The sequence below is a fragment of the Pseudomonas sp. NPDC088444 genome (assembly GCF_044900175.1).
Lineage (GTDB): Bacteria > Pseudomonadota > Gammaproteobacteria > Pseudomonadales > Pseudomonadaceae > Aquipseudomonas.
Genome location: NZ_JBJDNK010000005.1, coordinates 178347 through 198291 on the forward strand (window position 1 = coordinate 178347; position 19945 = coordinate 198291).

At 61.5% G+C, this 19945-nt stretch carries 15 protein-coding genes; 3 read left to right on the forward strand and 12 right to left on the reverse strand.

Translation table 11 applies throughout. The features are described 5' to 3' along the window. Window positions 1-66 precede the first annotated feature (66 nt). From ACI2KB_RS11980 to ACI2KB_RS11990, 3 genes are read right to left on the reverse strand one after another with little or no spacing between them, the layout of a single operon-like run. Complete coding sequence (locus ACI2KB_RS11980; RefSeq protein ID WP_404634697.1) at window positions 67-1491, reverse strand: efflux transporter outer membrane subunit; 1425 nt, start codon at window positions 1489-1491, stop codon at window positions 67-69. Further along, complete coding sequence (locus tag ACI2KB_RS11985; RefSeq protein ID WP_404634699.1) at window positions 1475-2641, reverse strand: efflux RND transporter periplasmic adaptor subunit; 1167 nt, start codon at window positions 2639-2641, stop codon at window positions 1475-1477. The genes ACI2KB_RS11980 and ACI2KB_RS11985 overlap by 17 nt, the downstream gene beginning before the upstream one ends. Then, window positions 2631-5867 (reverse strand): efflux RND transporter permease subunit, encoded by a 3237-nt coding sequence (locus ACI2KB_RS11990; protein ID WP_404634701.1) that lies wholly within the window; start codon window positions 5865-5867, stop codon window positions 2631-2633. Before ACI2KB_RS11990 ends, ACI2KB_RS11985 begins: the two co-directional genes overlap by 11 nt. A gap of 208 nt (window positions 5868-6075) precedes the next feature. Here ACI2KB_RS11990 and ACI2KB_RS11995 point away from each other — a divergent pair, with 208 nt between their 5' ends. Next, complete coding sequence (locus tag ACI2KB_RS11995; protein ID WP_404634703.1) at window positions 6076-6486, forward strand: hypothetical protein; 411 nt, start codon at window positions 6076-6078, stop codon at window positions 6484-6486. Window positions 6487-6660: 174 nt separating this feature from the next. Here ACI2KB_RS11995 and ACI2KB_RS12000 read toward each other — a convergent pair whose 3' ends face one another. From ACI2KB_RS12000 to ACI2KB_RS12030, 7 genes are all read right to left on the reverse strand, one after another. Further along, window positions 6661-8052: a sensor histidine kinase gene (locus ACI2KB_RS12000; RefSeq protein ID WP_404634705.1), complete on the reverse strand. Its 1392-nt coding sequence runs from the start codon at window positions 8050-8052 to the stop codon at window positions 6661-6663. Beyond that, complete coding sequence (locus ACI2KB_RS12005; protein ID WP_404634707.1) at window positions 8030-8713, reverse strand: response regulator transcription factor; 684 nt, start codon at window positions 8711-8713, stop codon at window positions 8030-8032. Before ACI2KB_RS12005 ends, ACI2KB_RS12000 begins: the two co-directional genes overlap by 23 nt. Before the next feature lie 180 nt (window positions 8714-8893). Then, window positions 8894-9835 (reverse strand): formate/nitrite transporter family protein, encoded by a 942-nt coding sequence (locus tag ACI2KB_RS12010; protein ID WP_404634709.1) that lies wholly within the window; start codon window positions 9833-9835, stop codon window positions 8894-8896. A 186-nt stretch (window positions 9836-10021) separates the two neighbouring features. Next, window positions 10022-10672 (reverse strand): bifunctional nicotinamidase/pyrazinamidase, encoded by a 651-nt coding sequence (gene pncA, locus ACI2KB_RS12015; RefSeq protein ID WP_404634711.1) that lies wholly within the window; start codon window positions 10670-10672, stop codon window positions 10022-10024. Next, window positions 10672-11637: a D-2-hydroxyacid dehydrogenase family protein gene (locus ACI2KB_RS12020; protein WP_404634713.1), complete on the reverse strand. Its 966-nt coding sequence runs from the start codon at window positions 11635-11637 to the stop codon at window positions 10672-10674. Before ACI2KB_RS12020 ends, pncA begins: the two co-directional genes overlap by 1 nt. Window positions 11638-11806: 169 nt before the next feature. Then, window positions 11807-14230 carry a glucose/quinate/shikimate family membrane-bound PQQ-dependent dehydrogenase gene (locus ACI2KB_RS12025; RefSeq protein WP_404634715.1) on the reverse strand — a complete coding sequence of 808 codons (2424 nt, stop codon included), beginning with the start codon at window positions 14228-14230 and terminating at the stop codon, window positions 11807-11809. Between the two features lie 322 nt (window positions 14231-14552). After that, window positions 14553-15980: an MFS transporter gene (locus ACI2KB_RS12030; RefSeq protein WP_404634717.1), complete on the reverse strand. Its 1428-nt coding sequence runs from the start codon at window positions 15978-15980 to the stop codon at window positions 14553-14555. A 115-nt stretch (window positions 15981-16095) separates the two neighbouring features. Here ACI2KB_RS12030 and ACI2KB_RS12035 point away from each other — a divergent pair, with 115 nt between their 5' ends. Then, the gene (locus tag ACI2KB_RS12035) at window positions 16096-17415 is read left to right on the forward strand and encodes an Nramp family divalent metal transporter (protein ID WP_404634719.1); all 1320 of its coding nucleotides are present in this window, start codon (window positions 16096-16098) and stop codon (window positions 17413-17415) included. A 134-nt stretch (window positions 17416-17549) separates the two neighbouring features. Here the strand turns inward: ACI2KB_RS12035 and ACI2KB_RS12040 are convergent, their stop codons facing one another. Both ACI2KB_RS12040 and pbpG read right to left on the reverse strand, forming a co-directional pair. Further along, the gene (locus ACI2KB_RS12040) at window positions 17550-18008 is read right to left on the reverse strand and encodes a DUF2214 family protein (protein ID WP_404634721.1); all 459 of its coding nucleotides are present in this window, start codon (window positions 18006-18008) and stop codon (window positions 17550-17552) included. 156 nt (window positions 18009-18164) lie between these two features. Beyond that, window positions 18165-19106, reverse strand: coding sequence for a D-alanyl-D-alanine endopeptidase (gene pbpG, locus ACI2KB_RS12045; protein WP_404634723.1), 942 nt, complete (start codon window positions 19104-19106; stop codon window positions 18165-18167). 277 nt (window positions 19107-19383) lie between these two features. Between pbpG and ACI2KB_RS12050 the strand changes: the two genes are divergently transcribed. Continuing rightward, window positions 19384-19944 carry a hypothetical protein gene (locus ACI2KB_RS12050; RefSeq protein WP_404634725.1) on the forward strand — a complete coding sequence of 187 codons (561 nt, stop codon included), beginning with the start codon at window positions 19384-19386 and terminating at the stop codon, window positions 19942-19944. Window position 19945: the final 1 nt, after the last annotated feature.

The window sequence follows — 19945 nt, forward strand, 5'->3', positions numbered from 1 at the left end:
ATCGCTGCATTGACTGACACCCCGCCTTCGCCAGCAAGCCGGCTTCCGCAAGGCTGATCAATTCATTCAACCGCCGGATTTCCACCCCCCACCCAACGCCACCGCCAACCCGACGCTGGCCTGCAACCGACTGGTGTCGACTTCCTGCAACCGCCGCTGCGCCTGCAACGCATTGGTCTGCGCCGTCACCACGTCCAGATAATTCACCGCACCCGCTTCATAGCTGCTGGTGGCCATGCGTTCGGCGCTTTGCGCGGCCTTCACGGCGGCTTGCTGGTCCTGAGATTCCTGCTGCAAGTCACGCAACTGGCCCAGGTTGTCTTCCACTTCACGCACGGCTTTGAGCACCTGACTGTGGTATTGCGCGGCGGCTTCTTCGAACTCGGCCTTGGCTTGACGCTCGTTGGCGCTGCGGCGGCCGCCGTCGAAGATCGGCAGGTTGACCAGCGGCCCCAGCGCCCAATAGCGGTTGGCCGCCGCCAGCAGGTTGCCGCTGCCTTGAGTCTGGCCGCCGAGCAGGCCGGTCAGGCTGAAATCGGGATACCACGCCGCTTTTGCCACGCCAATGTTGGCGTTGGCGGCGAACACGCGACGTTCGGCGGCGGCGACGTCGGGCCGCTGTTGCAGCAGACTGCCGGGCAGTGCCTGGGGAATGTCCGGCTGCTTCAAGGGTTCGGCGTCATGGACGAGAGCGAAATCGCTCGGCAGCACGCCCACCAGTTCGGCGATGGCATGCTCACTCAGGTTGCTCTGGGCCTTCACGTCGTCCAGTTGCGCCTGGGCTTCGGCCAGTTGGCTCTGGGCACGGGTCAGGTCCAGTTCCGAGGCGATCTTGCCTTCGTAGCGGTCGCGGGTCAGTTGCAGGGCCTGGGTGTAGTCGTCCAGCGAGGTTTGCAGTATCCGGCTCTGGGCATCCAGTCCGCGCGCCTGCACGTACAGCGTCGCCAGTTGCTTTTGCAGGCTCAGGCGCGCGACGACCAGATCGTCTGCCGAGGCTTGGGCCTGTGCCTCTCCGGCGGCGACCTGGTTGCGAATCTTCCCCCACAGGTCCGGGTCGAAACTCAGGCTGAAACCGGCGGTGTCGCTGTTGTACACCGACGGTTGAGTGTCGCCGCGTAATGGCCTGCGATCCGACTGGCGCTGGCGCACCGGCGCGACACTGGCGTTGATCTGCGGGAACAGCCCGGCGTGCAACTGGCTGGCGTAGGCCACCGACGCATCGTAGTGGGCCAGCGCGGCGGCGAGATCGGGGTTGGCCTTAAGCAAGCGCTGTTGCAGGTCATTGAGCTGTTTGTCCTGAAGCACGCTCCACCATTGGCGTTGCAACTGATCAGCAGGTTTCGCCGGATGCCACGGCCCGGCGTCTTCCTTGAAGTGCTCAGGCATCGGCACGGCGGGCACCTTGTACGTTGGCGCCAGCGAGCAGCCTTGCAACGTCAGTGCGCCCGCCATGACCAGCGCGAGCGCCAAACCTTCAAGCCTTGGGCGCATGGGCACCTCCGGCATCGGCCAGTTGCACCGGATCGTTTTCACGCAGCGCATCGGGCGGGTTGTCGATCACCTTGTCCGCCGCTTGCAGGCCTTGATCAATCACCAACCGGTCGCCCAGATCCATGGCGATGTGGATGTTACGCAGGTGCACGTGACCGCTGCTGTCCATGGTTGCGACCTGTGTGCCCTTGGCCCGGAAAATCAGCGCGCTGGCCGGAATGCTCACTCCGTGGCTGCCCGCCGCGACCGGCAAGGTGGCGTCGGCGTAATCGCCGGGGAGCAGGGCGCCATCGGGATTGTCGGCAACGAACTGTGCCAGCAGCGTGCCCGAGCGCGGATCGACTGCCGTGGAATCGCCCAGCAGCGTGGCTTTGTAGGATTGGCCCGCGTGCTCGGGTACGCTCAACTGCACCGACATGCCGGGATGAATGACGCTGGCGTAGTTCTGCGGAATCGGTACATAGAGCCGCAAACGATGGGTGTCGGCCATGCTGAACAACGGCGTGCCGCCGCCATCGTCGGCCTTGATCAACTGGCCGATGTCGGTGTTGCGCGCGGTGATGGTACCGCTGAACGGTGCGCGAATGGTCTTGTACGCAGCCAGATCGGTCAGGCGCTGATAGTCCGCTTCGGCGGCCTGTACGTCGGCTTTGGCAGCCGTGGCGGCGGCGACTTTTTCATCCACTTCCTGCTGTGACACCGAGTGCGTGGCAAGCAGGTGTTGCCAGCGCTCGGCGGTGGTCTGGGCGATGCGCGCGTTGGCCTGTTGCTGAGCCAGATGAGCGCGGGTCTGCGCCAGTTGCTGGTCCAGTTCCGGGCTGTCGATGTGGGCCAGGACCTGACCGGCCTTTACCTGTGTACCAATATCCGCAGTCCAGTCTTTCAGGTAGCCGCTGACCCGGGCGTTGATCGATGCCTTGCTCCAGGCGTCGAGACGGGCGGGCAGTTGCAACGTATCGCCTTGGGCATTCTGTGATGGCGAGACCACGGTGACGACCGGCACGGACTGGCTTTCGGTCCAGGCCGCGACGTCGTGGCTATGACGGGTGCGTGCCGCCAGACCGTTGGCGACCAGCAGCGCCGCCAGGGTCAGGCCGCCGACGCCGGTCAGCATCAGGCGTTTGCGCGAAGGGGTGTTTTCAGACGACATGGGGTGTTTCTCCATCCATTGCACGTGTGGCGGCAGCTTGAGGTTTCGAATGACGGTGCACGAGGCTGAACACGACTGGCACGAACAGCAGGGTGGCGGTGGTGGCGAAAATCAGCCCACCGATCACCGCACGGCCCAGCGGCGCGTTTTGTTCTTGAGAGAGGGCCAGCGGCAGCATGCCGATGATCATCGCCAACGCGGTCATGCACACCGGACGGAAGCGCGTATAGCCGCCTTCCAGTGCCGCGAGCAGAGCGTCGCCGTGTTCGGCCAGACGCTCCCGGCAGAAGCTCACCACCAGAATCGAGTTGGCGGTGGCCACCCCCATGCACAGGATCGCGCCGGTCAGCGCAGGCACCGACAATGAGGTGCCACTGAGGAACAGCATCCAGACAATCCCGGCCAGGGCGGCGGGCAGGGCGGTGATGATCACGAACGGATCGATCCACGACTGGAAGTTGATCACGATCAGCAGGTAAATCAGCACCACGGCGCCGAGCAGGCCGAAGCTCAGGCCGCTGAAGGCTTCGTGCAACGCATCGATCTGGCCGTGCAGGCTGATCACCGCGCCTTTGGGACGCAAGTGGGCCATGCCGTCGATGACCTTTTGCACGTCCCTGGCCACACCGCCGAGGTCGCGGCCCTGCACGTTGGCGAACAGGTCCAGGGTCGGCTGGATGTTGTAGTGCGTGACCACGGCCGGGCTGTCGACCCGCTTGATGGTCGCCAGGCCGCCGAGGATCTGCGACTGGCCATCGCTGCCGGTGATCGGCAGGGCTTCCAGCGTCGGCAGGCTGTCGAGACGGTATTGCGGGGTCGCTGCGACCACCGAATACGACACGCCGTTTTTCGGGTTCAGCCAGTAGGTCGGCGCCACTTGCGAAGTCCCGGCGAGCGAGGCGCCGAGGCTGGTGGTCACGTCTTTTTCGGTGATGCCCAGTTGTTTGGCGCGCAGGCGATCGACGTTCACTTGCAACGACGGGTAACCAGTGGACTGCTGAATGCGCAGGTCGGTGATCCCGGCAACGTGTTGCAGACGGCGCTGCAATTCCAGCGCGTAAGCGCGGTTGGCGGCATCGTCGTGGCCGGAAATCTTCACGTCCAGCGGCGCCGGGTTGCCGAAGTTGAGGATCTGGCTGCTGATGTCCGCAGGCAGGAACGCGAACTGACTGCCGGGGAAGCTTTGCGGCAGGGCTTCGCGCAGGCGTTTGACGTAATCGGCAGTGGGCGCGTGGCTTTCTTTGAGCGTCACTTGAATGTCGCCATCCTGTGGGCCAACGGTGCCGCTGCTGCTGTAGGCCATGTCGATGCCACTGAGCGGGATGCCAATGTTGTCAATCACCGTGTTCAGTTCATTGGCCGGGATGATCTCGCGGATGCGTTGCTCGATGCGGTCGAACGCGGCGGCGCTTTCCTCGATGCGTGTGCCCAGCGGTAGACGCACGTGCATCGACAGGGCGCCAGCGTCGGTGGCCGGGAAGAAGTCTTCGCCCAGGCTCGGCAGCAGCGCGAAGCTGGCCAATACGCAGGCGAGGAAGCCCGGCAGGAAGGCTTTACGGCGTTTCAGCGCCAGCCCCAGCAGCCCGTGATACACGTCGCGAATGGCCGAGAAGCGTTTTTCGAAACCCTGTTGGAAACTCAACGCCGCGCGCAGGATTGGATTGCGCTGGCGACCATGCTGATCGCCTTCATGGTGGTTGATGAAGGCGTCTTCCGGGTGATGGCCGGGGCCGCTTTCCAGGCCGTGGGGTTTGAGCAGAAACATCGCCAACGTTGGCACCAAGGTGCGCGACAGCAGGAACGAGCTGCCCATGGCGAAGATCACCGCCAGCGCCATCGGCCGGAACAGGTAACCGGCGATGCCTTGCAGCATGAACATCGGCACGAAAACGATGCAGATACACAGCAGCGAGACGAACGCCGGGCCGACGATTTGCCGCGCACCGTCCATGATCGCGTCCTTCACTGCCTTGCCTTGTTCCAGGTGCCAGTTGATGTTCTCGATGGTCACCGTGGCGTCGTCCACCAGAATCCCCACCGCCAGCGCCAGCCCGCCGAGGGTCATGACGTTAAGCGTCTGGCCGGTGAGCGCAAGCAGGGCAATCGCTGACAGCACTGCCAGCGGAATCGAGGCGGCGATGATCAACGTCGAGCGCCAACTGCCGAGGAACAGCAGGATCATCACGCTGGTCAGCAGGGCTGCGATGATGCCTTCCCGCGCCACGCTGCCCACGGATTCCTTGACGAACACCGAGGCATCGCCCAGCAGCGAGGTTTTAAGCTCCGGCGGCAGGGTTTCGTTGATCAGCGGCAGCATGTTGCGGATGTCATCGACGATCGACAGGGTGGAAATGTTGCCGTTCTTCAGGGCAGGCATCAGCACCGCACGACGCCCATCGACCCGCACGATGTTGGTCTGCGGCGGCGAGCCGTCGCGCACGTGCGCCACCTGGCCGATGGTGATCAGCGCGCCGTCGACGTTCTTGATCGGCAGGTCATTGAGCTCGTCGATGGCCTGCGGGCTGTTGTTCAGCAGCACCGTGTATTCGTCGGTGCCCATTTTGGCGGTGCCCACCGGGATGATCTGGTTGCCCGCCGCCAGCGCGTTGCCGACATCTTGCGCGGACAGGCCCTTCGCGGCCAGCGCCTGCGGGTCAAGGTCGAGGGTAATTTGGCGCTGCTTGCCGCCCATCGGCGTCGGCATGGCCAGGCCCGGTACCGCGCTCAAAGGCAGGCGAATGCTGTTTTGCACCAGGTCGCGAATCCGCGCTTCCGACAGGGTCGGGCTGGAGAAGGCCATTTGCAGGATCGGCACGGTCGAGGCGCTGTAGTTGAGGATCAACGGTGGGGTGATCCCGGCGGGCATCTGTTTCAGCACGGTTTGTGACACCGCCGTCACTTGGGCGTTGGCGGTGCGGATGTCGACACCGGGCTGAAAGAAGATCTTGACGATGCCCATGCCGGGCAGCGATTGCGACTCGATGTGCTCGATGTCGTTGACCGTCGTGCTGAGCGAGCGCTCATAGGTGTAGATCACACGCCCGGCCATGGCGTCCGGTGACAGCCCGGCGTACTGCCAAACCACTGCTACCACGGGAATGCCGATGTCCGGAAACACGTCGGTGGGCGTCTTGAGCGCCGCCAATGGCCCGACGATACAGATGAAAATCGCCAACACGATGAACGTATATGGTTTGAGCAATGCAGTCTTGACCAGCCCGAGCATGCCGACAGCCTCCTATTTCGAATGAGAGGCAGTCTTGGGGCCGGGACATAACAGGCGGCTTTCACCTAAATGAACAAATCGTTAGTGAGGCGCACAAGGAGCTTTCATGGGGGATTCATTTGTTGTTCACGTGGGGCGGGCGCACGCTGAATCCATCGAAAACCACCCTGCATAACGGGGATCTTTTCAACTCGCTGAGGATCGTGTCATGAACGCCAAATCGTTATTGCTGGTACCCATGTTGGGCGTAGTCGCCGTGTTGTCGGCCTGCGCAGGCCCGATGCCCAAAGCCGACCCCGCCGAAGCGTGGATCGGCTTGCAAGAAGAGCCGTCCGGGGTGTTGATGGCCGAAGACGTGGACGGTCACCGCCTGAATGACGGCCGTTATTTCGACGTCAAACCTGGCGCTCATAAACTCGATGTCGATCTGATCGTCGAAGGCAGCGGTGATGATGGGCAGATGAACTGTGAGGCGGGCATCAAGTTCAACCAGTTCAAGGCGGGCGAGCATTACAAATTGGTGGAATCGAGCCTGGGCGAAGAGTACAGCGTGAAACTTGAGGACTCTCAGGGCCATCAGTTGGGCCACAGCAAGGATTTCACCTGCATGCCCGGTTGAACCGAACCTCCCTTCATCAACGTCTTCTGTTGAAGCCCACGGTTGAAAGACCGTGGTTTTTTTGTGTCAAACGCTTGCGGTGGCCGTTTCTGCCCGACGGGCGCAGGAGCTGCCGGGGTGGGACGCCACCCCGGCAGCTCCTGCGCCCGTTGGTCAGAATCGACAGCCTGCGACTCACCCCAGCGCCAACACCTGCCGACACTCCAGCACCAGGCTCGCGCCGCCAGAAGGGCTGTTACCGATGCGCAGCTTGAACCCGTGCAGGTTGACGATGGCCGCAACGATCGACAATCCCAGGCCGAAGCCGCTTTGCTGGTTGCCGGTTTCGCTGCGATAGAACCGTTTGAACACCGCTTCGCGCTCGGCGTCTGGGATGCCGGGACCGGTGTCCTGCACTTCCAGGAACGTGGTGTCGCCCTCGGCGCGGGCGATCATCAGGACCTGGCCGCCCGGCGGGGTGAATTTGATCGAATTGCTCAACAGGTTCGACAGTGCTTCGAACAGCAGCGCCCGGTCGCCCACCAGTGGCGGAAGGTCATCCGCGACCTTCAGCTGCATCGAAACACCGCCTTCCTCGGCCAATGGCAAATAGAAGTCGTGAAGCTCTTGCAGCAAGGGCTTTGGATCAAGCTGGCCAAAAGCAGAGCGCCGTTGATGGTCTTCCAGTTCGGAAATCCGCAACAGCCCACGAAAGCGCGCCATTAATGTGTCAGCGTCGGCAATGACCTGTGCCATCTGCTCCCCTTGCGGCGAGTCCTCCGGCGATTGCTGCTGAATGCGGTACAGCTGCGCGCGCAGGCGGGTCAGGGGTGTGCGCAGGTCATGGGCGATGTTGTCACAGACGCCTTTGACCTCATTCATCAGCCGTTCGATGCGGTCGAGCATGGCGTTGACGATGTCCGCCAGCATGTCGATTTCGTCCCGACGGTCCGACACCGGCAGGCGCTTGGTCAGATCGCCGGTCACGATGGCTTCGGCGCTGGCCTGAATTGCACCGATGCGCTGCAACGGGCGACGACGCAGCAAGTGCCAGCCGAAGGCGCCGGGAATGATGGTCAGCGAGATGCCCCACAACAGCGCGCGCAGGATCAGGGTGGTCACTGCGAACAGCGAGCCATTGTCGCGCACCAGGATCAGCCAGCGGTTATCGAGGGTATGAATGGCCACCGCGTCGCAACTGGCGCGAGGCAGACTGGGATCGTCGGTGTCGATGCAGGTGTCCAGTTCCTGAATTTCCCCGGTCAGCTTCATGCCGTCCGGGATCTCGCGCACCGGCCCGCTGATGGGCTTGAGGTCCTTGTCGAACAGGCCGTAGGCATCGACCGAACGGATGTCGAACTTGTCGCTGGTGCGCAGGGCGTCATCCAGTTGCGCGCCTTCGAAGCGCGAAAACAACTGTTGGCGCTGCATCAGCGAGTGGCGGGCGAGGGTGTTGAGGTAACTGGTGACTTCCCAATACAGCACCCCCAACAGAATGCTGCTCCAGGCAACGAACAAGAAACTGTAGAGCGCCAGCAGACGGCTGCTGGAGGAGCGCCAGCCCTTAGACGGGTTCGGCAATGACATAACCTGAGCCTCGAACGGTACGTATCAGCGGCGTCAGGGTAGGGGGATCGATTTTCTTGCGCAAGCGGCCGATGTGCACGTCGATGAGGTTGGTGCCGGGGTCGAAGTGATAGCCCCAGACTTCCTCGAAAATCATCATGCGGGTGATGATCTGCCCGCTGTTGCGCATCAGGAATTCCAGCAATTTGTATTCGGTGGGCAGCAGATTGAGTGGCTGACCGGCACGGCTGGCTTCGCGGGTGATGAGGTTCAGTTCCAGGTCACTGACCTTGAGCATGGTTTCCGCCTGGGTGACTGGGTTGCTGCGGCGCAGCAGGACTTCGACCCGCGCGGCCATTTCGTCGGACGCAAAGGGTTTGGACAGATAATCGTCGCCACCTGCGCGCAGGCCGCGAACGCGTTCGTCGACATCGGACAGGGCGCTGATCATCAGGATCGGCGTGGCAATGCCCAGCGCGCGCATGGTGGTGACAATCGCCAGACCGTCGACTTCCGGCAGCATGCGGTCCAGGGTGATCAGGTCGTAATCGCCACTGACGGCGCGTACCAGGCCTTCGCGGCCATTGTCGACCCAATCGACGGAAAGGCCATGACTGCTTAACTCGGCGACGATTTCCTTGGCGGTGACGGCATCGTCTTCGATTGTCAGAATTCGGGTCATTGGATTACCTGAACCATGTTGCGGCGGGAGACTTTATTCTGCCTTTAAATTTAGCCGGAATTTCTTAAAAATAATTTAAGTACACCCGTCTGCTTTGATTCGTGCGCACGGTTGTGGCCCCCGTGGGGTTTGCTTCGCCGCTGGAACAGACTCATGCACGAATCTCCTGTGGGCGCGAATTCATTCGCGATTGGCAGGCATTTCAGACGCATTTCTGTCAGGTATACGATTTTTCGCGAATGAATTCGCTCCCACAGCAGGTGTACGTGTATCGCCTGATTTCTTCGGCACCCCGCTCTCACTGCGAATCTGCGCATGACTGATCAGCGCGAAGATAAAGCTGCCGCCGATGATGTTCCCCGCCAGCGTCGGCCCGGCAAACACCTGCCAGAACTCGCGCCAGGTCAGTTCCCCGGCGAACACCAGATAAGAGACCTCGGCCGATCCGACGACGATGTGGGTGAAGTCCCCCAAGGCCATCAGGTAGGTGATCATCAGGATGATCCACATTTTCGCGTTTTCCATGGACGGGATCATCCACACCATGGTCGCGATCATCCAGCCGGAGACGATGCCCTTGGCGAACATCTGGGTGGTGTCGTTTTCCATGACCTTGCGGCCAATTTCCAGAAAAGCTGCGTCGGTTTTTGTGTCAAAAATCGGCAGCTCCAGCATCACGTAGGCCACTAGGAGCGTGCCGCACAGGTTACCGACCAGCACCGTGGTCCACAGCCGCAGCAGGCGACCGAAGTTGTTCAGGGTCGGTTTGGTCATCACCGGCAAAACAGCGGTCAGGGTGTTTTCGGTGAACAGTTGCTGGCGGGCCAGAATCACGGCGAGAAAGCCCGCGCTGTAGCCGACGCTGGCAATCACCTTGAACGCTTCGCCATCGGGCAGTCGGGAGTTGAGCAACCCCATGGCCATCAGCGACAGGCCCATGGTCAACCCGGCGGCCAGCGCCGACCAGAACAGCGCCGCCACGTTGCGCTCCAGCTCCTGATCGCCCTGCATGCGAATGGTCTCGTGCAACACCGCAGCGCGAGGGGGCTGGTTTTCGTCGATGTCGCGCTCTTCTTCGGGGGTGAGGCCGGGGGTCTTGCCGTCTTCGTGTTCGATGCTCATGGCGGGATCTCGCGCAGTGTCGTGCTGATGCTTGAGACACGCGGCGATGGCGGTCGTTCGATGGGTAGGTCTAACCACGATTCCCTTTAGGAGTGAGCTTGCTCGCGATGGCGGTGTGTCAGTCAACACCTGCGGCGCTGATGTACCGTTATCGCGAACAAGCTCACTCCTACAAGGGCTCGGCGGTCAGGCTGTCAGATCGGCGCTATCGATGCGCACGACACCGGCTGCCGCCAGATCCTGCCACGCCTTCTCCAGCGATCCACCCAGGTCGATGGCTTTGCAGGCGTCAGCGATGATCCAGGTGTTGAACCCCGCCGCCCGCGCATCCAGCGCGGACCAGGCCACGCAGAAGTCCAGTGCCAGACCGACCACAAACACACTGTCGATGCCACGCTCTTTGAGGTAGCCCGCCAACCCGGTGTGGGTCGTGCGGTCGGCTTCGACGAACGCCGAGTAGCTGTCGATCCCGGCGTTGCAGCCTTTGCGCAACACCAACTGCGCATGGGGAAGGTCGAGATCGGCATGCAGTTCAGCGCCATGACTGCCCTGAATGCAGTGGTCCGGCCAGAGGGTTTGCGGGCCGTAGGGCAGCGTGATGCTGTCGAACGGTGCTCGCCCGGCATGGCTTGAGGCGAACGAAATGTGCCCGGCCGGGTGCCAGTCCTGCGTAATGACCACATTGCGAAACTGCGCGCCCAGCCGGTTGATCAACGGCACCAACGCATCCCCTTCTGCCACCGCCAGCGCGCCGCCAGGCATGAAGTCGTACTGCATGTCGATGACCAGCAGAACTGAACGCGGGTCAGAGGGCTGCCGAGTGAGAGGCGCGGTCATCAGGCGAACACCCGAATCGGCGTGCCCGCGTACCAGGCCTGGATGTCCTCGATCATCTGACTGAAGAACATGCGGTAGTTGTTTTCAGTGACGTAGCCCACGTGCGGCGTGGCCAGCAGGTTGGGCAGCGTACGGAACGGATGCTCGGCGGGCAGAGGTTCGACGCTGTAGACGTCCAGTGCGGCACCGGCGATTTTCTTCTGTTTGAGCACCTCGACCAACGCGTCTTCATCGACAATCGGCCCGCGCGCGGTGTTGACCAGGTACGCGGTGGGCTTCATGCGGTTCAACGAGTCAGCGTCCACCAACCCTCGGCTGCGGTCGCTGAGCACCAGGTTGACCGAGATGATGTCCGATTGCTCGAACAGTTCCTGTTTGCTGACGTAGGTGGCGCCATGCTCGGCGGCGCGTTCAGCCGTGAGGTTTTCGCTCCAGGCGATGACCTTCATGTCGAACGCCAGCGCGTAGCGTGCGATCTTCTGGCCAATGCTGCCCAGGCCGACAATGCCCAGGGTCTTGCCGTACAAGTCGCTGCCGATGCCGATCTGCCAGTTGCCCGCGCGCAGGGAGTTGGCTTCATCGACGATGTTGCGGGTGACGCCCATGATCAGCGCCCAGGTCAGTTCGGGGGCTGCATATTTATAGCTGTCGGTGCCGACGACCGTGATGCCCAGACGCGACGCCGCCTTGAGGTCCAGCGCTGCATTGCGCATGCCGCCAGTGACCAGCAGCTTGAGGTTGGGCAACTGGCTGAGCAAGGCGTCGTCGAAGATCGTGCGTTCGCGCATCACGCAGATCACGTTGAAGTCTTTCAAACGCGCGACCAGGGTCGCGGTGTTGGCCGGGTAGTCATGAAGAAAGCTGACGCTGCCAATCGGGTCGAGGGCGGTCCAGTCCACCACGTTTTGGGCAACGGATTGCCAGTCATCGAGCACGGCGATTTTCAGCACGGAACCCTGGGTCATGTCAGTCAGGCCTCGTTCAAGGAGCACATTGGATTTGTGGGCGCCAACATACGCTTGCCCGGGGCAGAGTGGAACCCTGAGACGCGACACACTCGCCGGGATCCCGGCAGGCAAAAAAAAAGCCGCTGTCACCCCATGAGGTGGCAGCGGCTTTTTGGGTGTGGCCGTTTTACTTGCTGTCAGGCAGCGCGTAAGCGATCACGTAGTCGCCACGGTCTGCAGACTGGCGAGCGCCGCCTGCGGTGATGACGATGTACTGTTTGCCAGTCTTCGGCGAGACGAAGGTCATCGGGCCGCCCTGGCTGCCGACCGGCAGACGGGCTTTCCAGGCTTCTTCACCGTTGGCGCTGTTGAAGGCGCGCAGGTAGTAGTCCTGAGTACCGGCGATGAAAATCAGGCCGCCCTGGGTGGAAAGCGTGCCACCCAGAGTTGGCATGCCGATCGGCAACTGCATGTGCATCTTGATGCCCAGAGGGCCGGTGTCCTGCACGGTGCCGACCGGCACTTGCCAGGCGATCTTCTGGGTTTTCATGTTGATGGCGGTCAGGGTGCCGAACGGCGGGGCCTGGCACGGAATACCGGCGACCGACAGGAAGCGGTTTTTGTTGACCGCATACGGCGTGCCTTTGAGCGGCACCGCGCCCATACCGGTGTTCAGCGCTTCGCCACCGCTCGATGCCTTGGCATCTTTCTGCTGCGGCACCATCTGGCTCCACAGGCCCAGACGCATGTCGTTGACGAAGATGAAGCCGTGTACCGGGTCGGTCGACAGGCTGCCCCAGTTCATGCCACCCAGCGAACCGGGGAAACTCAGCGAAACGTCTGTGCCAGGCGCGGTGTACAGGCCGTCATAGCGCATTTTCTTGAACGAAATCCGGCACAGCAACTGGTCGAACGGCGTGGCGCCCCACATGTCCGATTCGGTCAGGGTCTGCGCGCCGATTTCCGGCATGCCCACCGATTTGGGTTGGGTCGGCGAGTACGGCTCGTTCGGGATGTTCGAAGCCTTGACCGGCACTTCCTTGACCTCGGTCAGCGGTTGGCCCGTGTGGCGGTCCAGCACGTAGATCTGGCCTGCCTTGGTGCCGATCACCACGGCTGGAACGCTGCTGCCGTCCTTCTTGGTGAAATCGATCAGGCTTGGCTGCATCGGCAGGTCGAAGTCCCACAGGTCGTTGTGCACGGTCTGATAGACCCACTTCTGTACGCCAGTGGTCGCGTTCAGCGCCAGCAGCGAGGCGCCATAGGTGTGATCGAGTTTGGTGCGTTCAACGCCGTAGATGTCGGTGGACGAACTGCCCATCGGCAGGAATACGGTGTTCATCGCCGGATCGTAGGACATCGGCGCCCAGCTGTTCGGCGTGCTGCGCACGTAGGTGCTGCCATCGGCCGGGGCTTTCTTGTCTTCGGGGTTGCCTGGGTCGAAGGCCCAGCGCATTTCACCGGTCACCACGTCGAAACCACGAATCACGCCGCCAGGCATGTCGGTTTGCACGTTATCCGCCACACGGCCGCCGACCACAACGGTGGTCCCCGCCATCAGCGGTGCCGACGACAGTTGATAGTAAGAATCCGGCACGTTACCCAAACCGGCTTTCAGGTCGACTTCACCGTTTTTGCCGAAGCCTTGACACAGCTCGCCGGTGTCGGCGTCGACGGCAATCAGGCGCGCGTCGATGGTGTTGGTCAGCAGGCGACGCTGGCAGTTGGCGCCCGCAGGCACACTGACCGGAGCCGCCGGGGTGCTGCCATCCGTCGGCTGGGCGACGGCGGCGGTGGCGTCGAAGTACGCCAGACCACGGCAGCGCTGCCAGACGGCAGACTTGGCGTTGGTCTCGTGCTTCCACAGCTGTTTGCCGGTGTCGGCGTCCAGTGCGATGACGTTGTTGTGCGGGGTGCAGATGAACACTTTGTCGCCGATTTGCAGCGGGGTCATCTGGTCTTCGGCGCCGTTGCCGTCACTGATCGCGACGTCACCGGTGTGATAGGTCCATACCGGCACCAGCTTCGACACGTTGCTGCGATTGATCTGATCCAGCGCCGCAAAGCGACTGCCGCCTTCGTCATTACCGTAGTGCGCCCAGTCTTTTTGCGCCTTGGCCGGATCGACCTTAGTCAGCTCCGGGCCGTTACCGGTTGGCGAGACCGACGCGTGGGGCTGGAACATGCCCCAGAAGCCAGCGGCCATGGCCACTGCGAGCACGGCGCTCAGGGCGTAGCCACCGCGACCGGCTGCCAGGCCATTGGCCTTGCGCAGTGTCGGGTAGACCAGCGCCACCAGCAGGCTCAATACGCCGAGGGCGAACAGGCGGGACACCAACGGCCAGAACACCAGACCGGCGTCGACGATGGCCCAGATCAGGGTCAGCACCATGACGGCGGTGAACAGCCAGGCGCCGATCAGGCGTCGTTTGAAGAGCAGGGCGGACGAGGCGATCAGCCCCAGGCCTGCGAGCAGAAAGTACCAGCTGCCGCCGAGGGTGACGAGGTAGCCGCCGCCCGCTGCGAAAAACAGGCCGAAAACCAGCACGCCGAGCGCGACGACCCAAATGGGCCAGCGGCTGACGGATGCCGTAGGTCGAGACGTTGTCATGTTGCGTGATCCTGCTGACGCCGAACGTTGTGCGAACGCGTGGCGTGGGTGGGAAAGAACGGTTTGCCAAACGACGGTCCCGCAAGCCAGAGAGTGCGGCACTGTCGAATACGTAATTAACCAGTTAGTTAATTGCGCAACGATACCAAAAAATCCCGTCGCTGCGGCAAATTGTCCTGCGACAGAAAGGATAAACACTGTTGTGGGATTGGTAACAATTCAGGCGAGCGCGCCGAGAACACGCGGGAGCACAGGCTGCTTCGGTGGCGCAAAACGATGTGTCCGTCGGTCACATCGTTTTGCCTTTGGCGAGGTGAGGGCGTCAGCGGTGGGCGATGTCTTCCAGCGCAAGATTTCGCGTTTTCGGCCCGAACCCGCCGATGGTGATCATCACGATCAACATGCTGATGACGATGAACGTCAATACCCCCGGGGTTCCGAAGTGGTCGAGGAACAGGCCGATCAGCAGGCTGCTGAACACCGTCGACAAACGACTGAACGAATAGCAGAAACCCACCGCTCGGGCGCGGATATTGGTGGGGAACAACTCGCTCTGGTAGGAGTGATAACTGAAGCTGAGCCAGGCGTTGCAGAATGTGATCATCACTCCGCAGACAATCAGGCCCGCAGCGGTGCTCTGCTGGGCGAACAGGGTGCCGAAGATCATCGCGCCAAGGGCCGAGCCGACGATCTGCCATTTGTTTTCGAAGCGGTTGGCGAATTTCACGAACAACAGCGGCCCCAGCGGATAGGCGAGGGTGATGATGAACGCGTAGGCCAGGCTGTGAGTGACGCTGACCCCTTGGCCCGACAGCAACGCAGGCAGCCAGTTGCCGAAGCCGAAAAAGCCGATGGCCTGGAACACATGGAACACAATCAGCATCAGCGCCCGGCGGCGATAGGGAGGCTGCCAGATGTCGGCAAAGCGGCCTTTGCCTTCGACGGCCACATCATGGGTTTGCGGCGCGTCGAGCGGTTTGCCATAGTCCTTTACACAGCGCGCCTCCAGGTCGTCCATGATCTTCTCGGCCTCGGCGAAACGTCCGTGCTGTGCCAGCCAGCGTGGTGATTCAGGCAGGCGAGAGCGCAGCCACCAGATGAACAGTGCGAACACCGCGCTGGCAATCACCACCCAACGCCAACCAGCAACGCCGAATGGGTCCTGTGGCACCAGCCACCAGGACATCAGCGCCACCGACGGCACCGAGAGAAATTGCACGAAGAACGCGAAGGCGAACGCCGAGCTGCGCATGCGCTTGGGCACCAGTTCCGAGAGGTAGGCGTCGATGGTCACCAGTTCGATGCCCAGGCCGATCCCCACCAGAAAGCGCATGCAGATGATGCCCAGCGCCGAGGTTTGCAGGCCCATCAGGACAGTGGCGATGGTGTACCAGACCAGCGCGAAGGTGAAAATCGCGCGGCGGCCAAAGCGATCGGCAATCGGACTGAGCAGGCTGGCGCCGAGAAACAGACCGAGAAAGGTCGCAGAGGCGAATGCGGCCTGATCGGAGAACCCGAACACGCCCTGCGCACCCGTGGCGAACAGACCATCGCGAATCAGCCCGGGGCTGATGTAGGCGGTCTGAAACAGGTCGTAGAGCTCGAAAAAGCCGCCAATCGACAACAGCGCCACCAGCTTCCAGATCGTGGCAACAGCGGGCAGGCGGTCAATACGCGCGGAAATGTGCGCGGCGCGGAGCGGGTCGACGCCGTCGAGCGGGGCGTCAGTCGTAGGGGAAAGCGAGGACATTATTGTTTTCCGTTGGCGAGGAACGACGCATGGTAGAGCTTTTGCAGAGATTCAAGACAAAATATTTCCATGCGATTAAGCTTCATGGCTGTTCGCAATCACCCGCCGGATTCCCGTGAAATACAGACTCCCGACCACGGCCACCGCGCCGTTCTGCCCCTCTGCCGTGACCGACAGTGTCGCGATTCCGGCCAATGCCTCGTTCCTGCGCAAGCTGATGTTGTTCGTAGGCCCCGGCTTGTTGATTTCCATCGGCTACATGGACCCCGGCAACTGGGCCACCGCCATCGAGGCCGGGTCGCGCTTTGGTTATGCGTTGCTGTTCGTGGTGGTGCTGGCGAGCCTGTCGGGCATGGTCCTGCAAAACCTGTGTTCACGGCTGGGCATCGCTACCGGGCGCGATCTGGCGCAACTGTCCGCCGAGCGCTACAGCCATCGGGTGGGCATGGGGCAGTGGATCCTTGCCGAATTGTCGATTCTGGCCACCGATCTTGCTGAAGTGCTGGGGGCGGCACTGGCTTTTCATTTATTGCTCGGTGTCTCGATCACCACCGGGGTGGCCCTGACCGCCTTCGATACGGTGATCGTGCTCGCCTTGCAAGGCGCCAATTTTCGGCGTCTGGAAGCCATCGTGCTGGGGTTGATCGCCACCATTGCCACCTGTTTCTTCATTGAGCTGGTGCTGATCAAACCGTTCTGGCCGGACGTGGCGGCGGGCCTCAAACCGTCGTGGGACGTGCTCAGCCAGCAGGAGCCGCTGTACATCGCCATCGGTATTCTCGGCGCGACGGTCATGCCCCATAACCTGTATCTGCATTCCTCGGTGGTGCAGACGCGGGTCAATGGCACTTCCCTAGAAAGCAAGGCCAGCGCGATTCGCTACGCGCGGATCGACACCATCGCCTCCCTGAGTATGGCGCTGGTGATCAACGCGGCGATTCTGATTCTTGCGGCGGCTGCTTTTCATGGCACGGGCCACGCGGATGTGGTGGAAATCCAGGACGCTTATCACTTGCTCGATCCGCTGGTGGGCGGGGCCTTGGCCAGTGTGCTGTTCGGCATCGCGCTATTGGCGGCGGGGCAGAGTTCGACGTTCACCGGGACCATCGCCGGTCAGGTGGTGCTGGAGGGGTTTCTCAATGCCAAGATCCCCTGCTGGCAGCGCCGCCTGATTACCCGAGCATTGGCATTGATCCCGGCGTTGGTCGGGGTGATCTGGTTCGGCGACGGGGCGGTGGGCAAGATGCTGGTGCTCAGCCAGGTGGTGCTCAGCCTGCAACTGCCGTTCGCCCTGTGGCCGTTGATTCGCTTTACCAGTGACAAACAGTTGATGGGGCCGTTCGCCAACAACACCGTGACCAAGGTGCTGGCCTGGGGGCTGTTTGGCTTGATCTCGGCAGCGAACGTGACGTTGATGGTGTTCTGGGTGATGTGAGGCAAACGCTCTCGATGTTGTGGGAGCCGGCTTGCTGGCGAAAACGGTGTGTCAGCCACCCTGTATGTTTCTGACACGCCGCCTTCGCCAGCAAGCCGGCTCCCACACTCACTGCGTTGGGTTCATGGCTTCGTTCAGCTAATCAATATCCCCCGCGCCATACCCGTGGCGGCGACGACGATAATCACCATCAACGCCGCCTCCATGTGGCTGATCCGCGCAAAGCGGCGGGAGAGGGAGGTGTCGAAGGTCTGTTGCTTCTTGAACGCGATGCGCCATTTGATCAGGGCGAACATCGGCACCACTTCCAGGGCGAGAATCGCCACGAACGCGGTCATCTTGAGGTGAAAGAGTGGCTGATGCAGGTAGTAGAACGAGCCTTTTTCAAACCCGCCAAACGCGCGAAAGGCGCCGGTAATCAGCAGAATCCCTGCTGAAACGCCCCAGATATTGTCGACCACGAACACATCGCGGAACGAGCGCGGGTCGTCCGTGCGCAACCGCCGCAACGCTCGCCCCCGAGCCAAAATCGCCGCCAACGCAAAGCCGAAAGCCAGTAAATGCAGCGCAGCCAGTATCCACTTGACGACCATGGTTCAACTCCCCCGAGCGTGTCTGAAGCGAGCGTCAACACTGCAAGCTTAGCGGGTCGTCGGGGTTCTGCTGTGTGACAAGGATGAAACTGTTGTCAGGGAGCGGAGGGCTGGCCATCTGAATGGATGGCCAGCCGGGGGACAGTCAGGCGAGGGTCATTCCGAGGCTTGCAGGCCTTTCTGTTTCATCACCAGATTTTTTTCCTTCTTGTATTGCAACGCGACTTCCGGCGCAGGGCCGCTTTTGCCGGTCTCCATCCACAGGCGCATGCGGCTGGCGTCGGCGAAGTGGGTGTACTTGCCGAAAGCATCCAGAATCACCACCGACACCTGACGGTTGGCCATGCTGGTCAGCAGCACCAGGCAATGGCCGGCCTGGTTGGTGAAGCCGGTTTTGGTCAGCTTGATGTCCCAATTGGATTTACGCACCAGATGATCAGTGTTGCTGAACCCTAGGGTGTAGGTGGGTTTGCGGAAGGTCACGGTCTTTTCCGGGGTGGTGCTCAGTTCGCGCAGCATCGGGTAGTTGCGTGCCGCCAGCGCCAGTTTGGTCAGGTCGCGGGCGGTCGAAACGTTGTACACCGAAAGGCCCGTAGGCTCCATGTACACGGTATGGCTCATGCCCAGCGCCTTGGCTTTGGCGTTCATGGCCTTGATGAACGCCGGATAGCCGCCCGGATAACTGTGGGCCAGGCTGGCGGCCGCGCGGTTTTCCGAGGACATCAGGGTGATCAGCAGCATGTCGTGACGATTCAGCTCGCTGCCCAGCTTGACTCGGGAAAACACGCCTTTCATTTCGGCGGTCTGGGAGATGTCGACCTTGATCATCTCGTCCATCGGCAGCTTGGCGTCGAGAGTGACCATGGCGGTCATCAACTTGGTCACCGAGGCGATGGGCACGACGACGTCCGGGTTGCTGGAGTAGAGGACCTGGCCGGTTTGCAGGTCAGTGATCATGGCGCTGCCGGAGGCCAGATGAAGATTGGCCGGGTCACGATTGAAAGCGGCAGCTTCGTTCGCAAGGGCACCGGTGGAAAGTGCCGCGCCTGCGAAGGCAAAAAACAGGCTGATGAGGGATGTGCGAATGTTCAAGAGCAAAGCTCACTTATGGATTGAATAGCGCAGGGAATGTCGGGCTTTCTTCAAGAACGACAACAAGATCGGCGCATTTTAGGAGCATGTTTCTAGGCGTGTCGATGGGGTTTGTAGGACGTTTCCGTAATAAAAGCAGCTTGTATGGCATTCGTTCAGGTTAAAGATGCAAAAAGCCTGTATTTAAACGGGTGGTGTCGATATTCATGGCACTCCGACCCGCCACCGATTAGCATTCCACGCCATCGATACCCTTCATTTGAATTGACCTAGGAGTTGCGCAATGCCCAAAGGGTTTATCAGCAAGGACTACGCTTCGGTGGTGTTCGTCGCGGCAGTCGTTGCGGTGCTCTTGCTCGTGGCGGGCTTGTTCGTTCGGCCCTCGGACTGGGCCGGCTGGATTCAGGCGATTGGCCTGATCGTCGGCCTGATGATGGCGATTGCCGTACCCGCCGTTCAAAAACGTCAGGACCTGGCGTTTCAGCAAAAGCAGGTGCGCGATCGTGAAACCGGTTATGCGCGACGCATGCAATACCTGTGCGGTGAGCTCAACGAATTGCTGGCCAAGATCACGGTCAATCTGGTGCACCTGCGCGCCGCCGACCGGCACCGTTTGCAGCGCACGCTGGAAGACTATCTGCACCGATTGTTCGAATCCCACAAACTGGACCAGAACGATGATCGTGTGGTGATCGCGCATGAGCTGCGTCTGGTGGCCAACGACTTGATTGAAGAGCTGGAAAGCGGCCGTTCTGATCGCGTGGTGCTGGGCGCTTTGGAAAAGCGTCTGCAGAAACTGGCCCATCGTTGCCAGGTCAACGCCACTCAGGCCGAACGGATCTAGC

What these genes read in the sequence shown, in the direction of transcription:
- ACI2KB_RS12005 (WP_404634707.1), bottom strand. Translation starts at nt 8,713, where the DNA reads ATGACCCGAATTCTGACAATCGAAGACGATGCCGTCACCGCCAAGGAA.
- ACI2KB_RS11980 (WP_404634697.1), bottom strand. Translation starts at nt 1,491, where the DNA reads ATGCGCCCAAGGCTTGAAGGTTTGGCGCTCGCGCTGGTCATGGCGGGC.
- ACI2KB_RS12040 (WP_404634721.1), bottom strand. Translation starts at nt 18,008, where the DNA reads ATGGTCGTCAAGTGGATACTGGCTGCGCTGCATTTACTGGCTTTCGGC.
- ACI2KB_RS12030 (WP_404634717.1), bottom strand. Translation starts at nt 15,980, where the DNA reads ATGTCCTCGCTTTCCCCTACGACTGACGCCCCGCTCGACGGCGTCGAC.
- ACI2KB_RS12020 (WP_404634713.1), bottom strand. Translation starts at nt 11,637, where the DNA reads ATGACCCAGGGTTCCGTGCTGAAAATCGCCGTGCTCGATGACTGGCAA.
- ACI2KB_RS12010 (WP_404634709.1), bottom strand. Translation starts at nt 9,835, where the DNA reads ATGAGCATCGAACACGAAGACGGCAAGACCCCCGGCCTCACCCCCGAA.
- ACI2KB_RS11990 (WP_404634701.1), bottom strand. Translation starts at nt 5,867, where the DNA reads ATGCTCGGGCTGGTCAAGACTGCATTGCTCAAACCATATACGTTCATC.
- pncA (WP_404634711.1), bottom strand. Translation starts at nt 10,672, where the DNA reads ATGACCGCGCCTCTCACTCGGCAGCCCTCTGACCCGCGTTCAGTTCTG.
- ACI2KB_RS12050 (WP_404634725.1), top strand. Translation starts at nt 19,384, where the DNA reads ATGCCCAAAGGGTTTATCAGCAAGGACTACGCTTCGGTGGTGTTCGTC.
- ACI2KB_RS12025 (WP_404634715.1), bottom strand. Translation starts at nt 14,230, where the DNA reads ATGACAACGTCTCGACCTACGGCATCCGTCAGCCGCTGGCCCATTTGG.
- ACI2KB_RS11995 (WP_404634703.1), top strand. Translation starts at nt 6,076, where the DNA reads ATGAACGCCAAATCGTTATTGCTGGTACCCATGTTGGGCGTAGTCGCC.
- ACI2KB_RS11985 (WP_404634699.1), bottom strand. Translation starts at nt 2,641, where the DNA reads ATGTCGTCTGAAAACACCCCTTCGCGCAAACGCCTGATGCTGACCGGC.
- ACI2KB_RS12000 (WP_404634705.1), bottom strand. Translation starts at nt 8,052, where the DNA reads ATGTCATTGCCGAACCCGTCTAAGGGCTGGCGCTCCTCCAGCAGCCGT.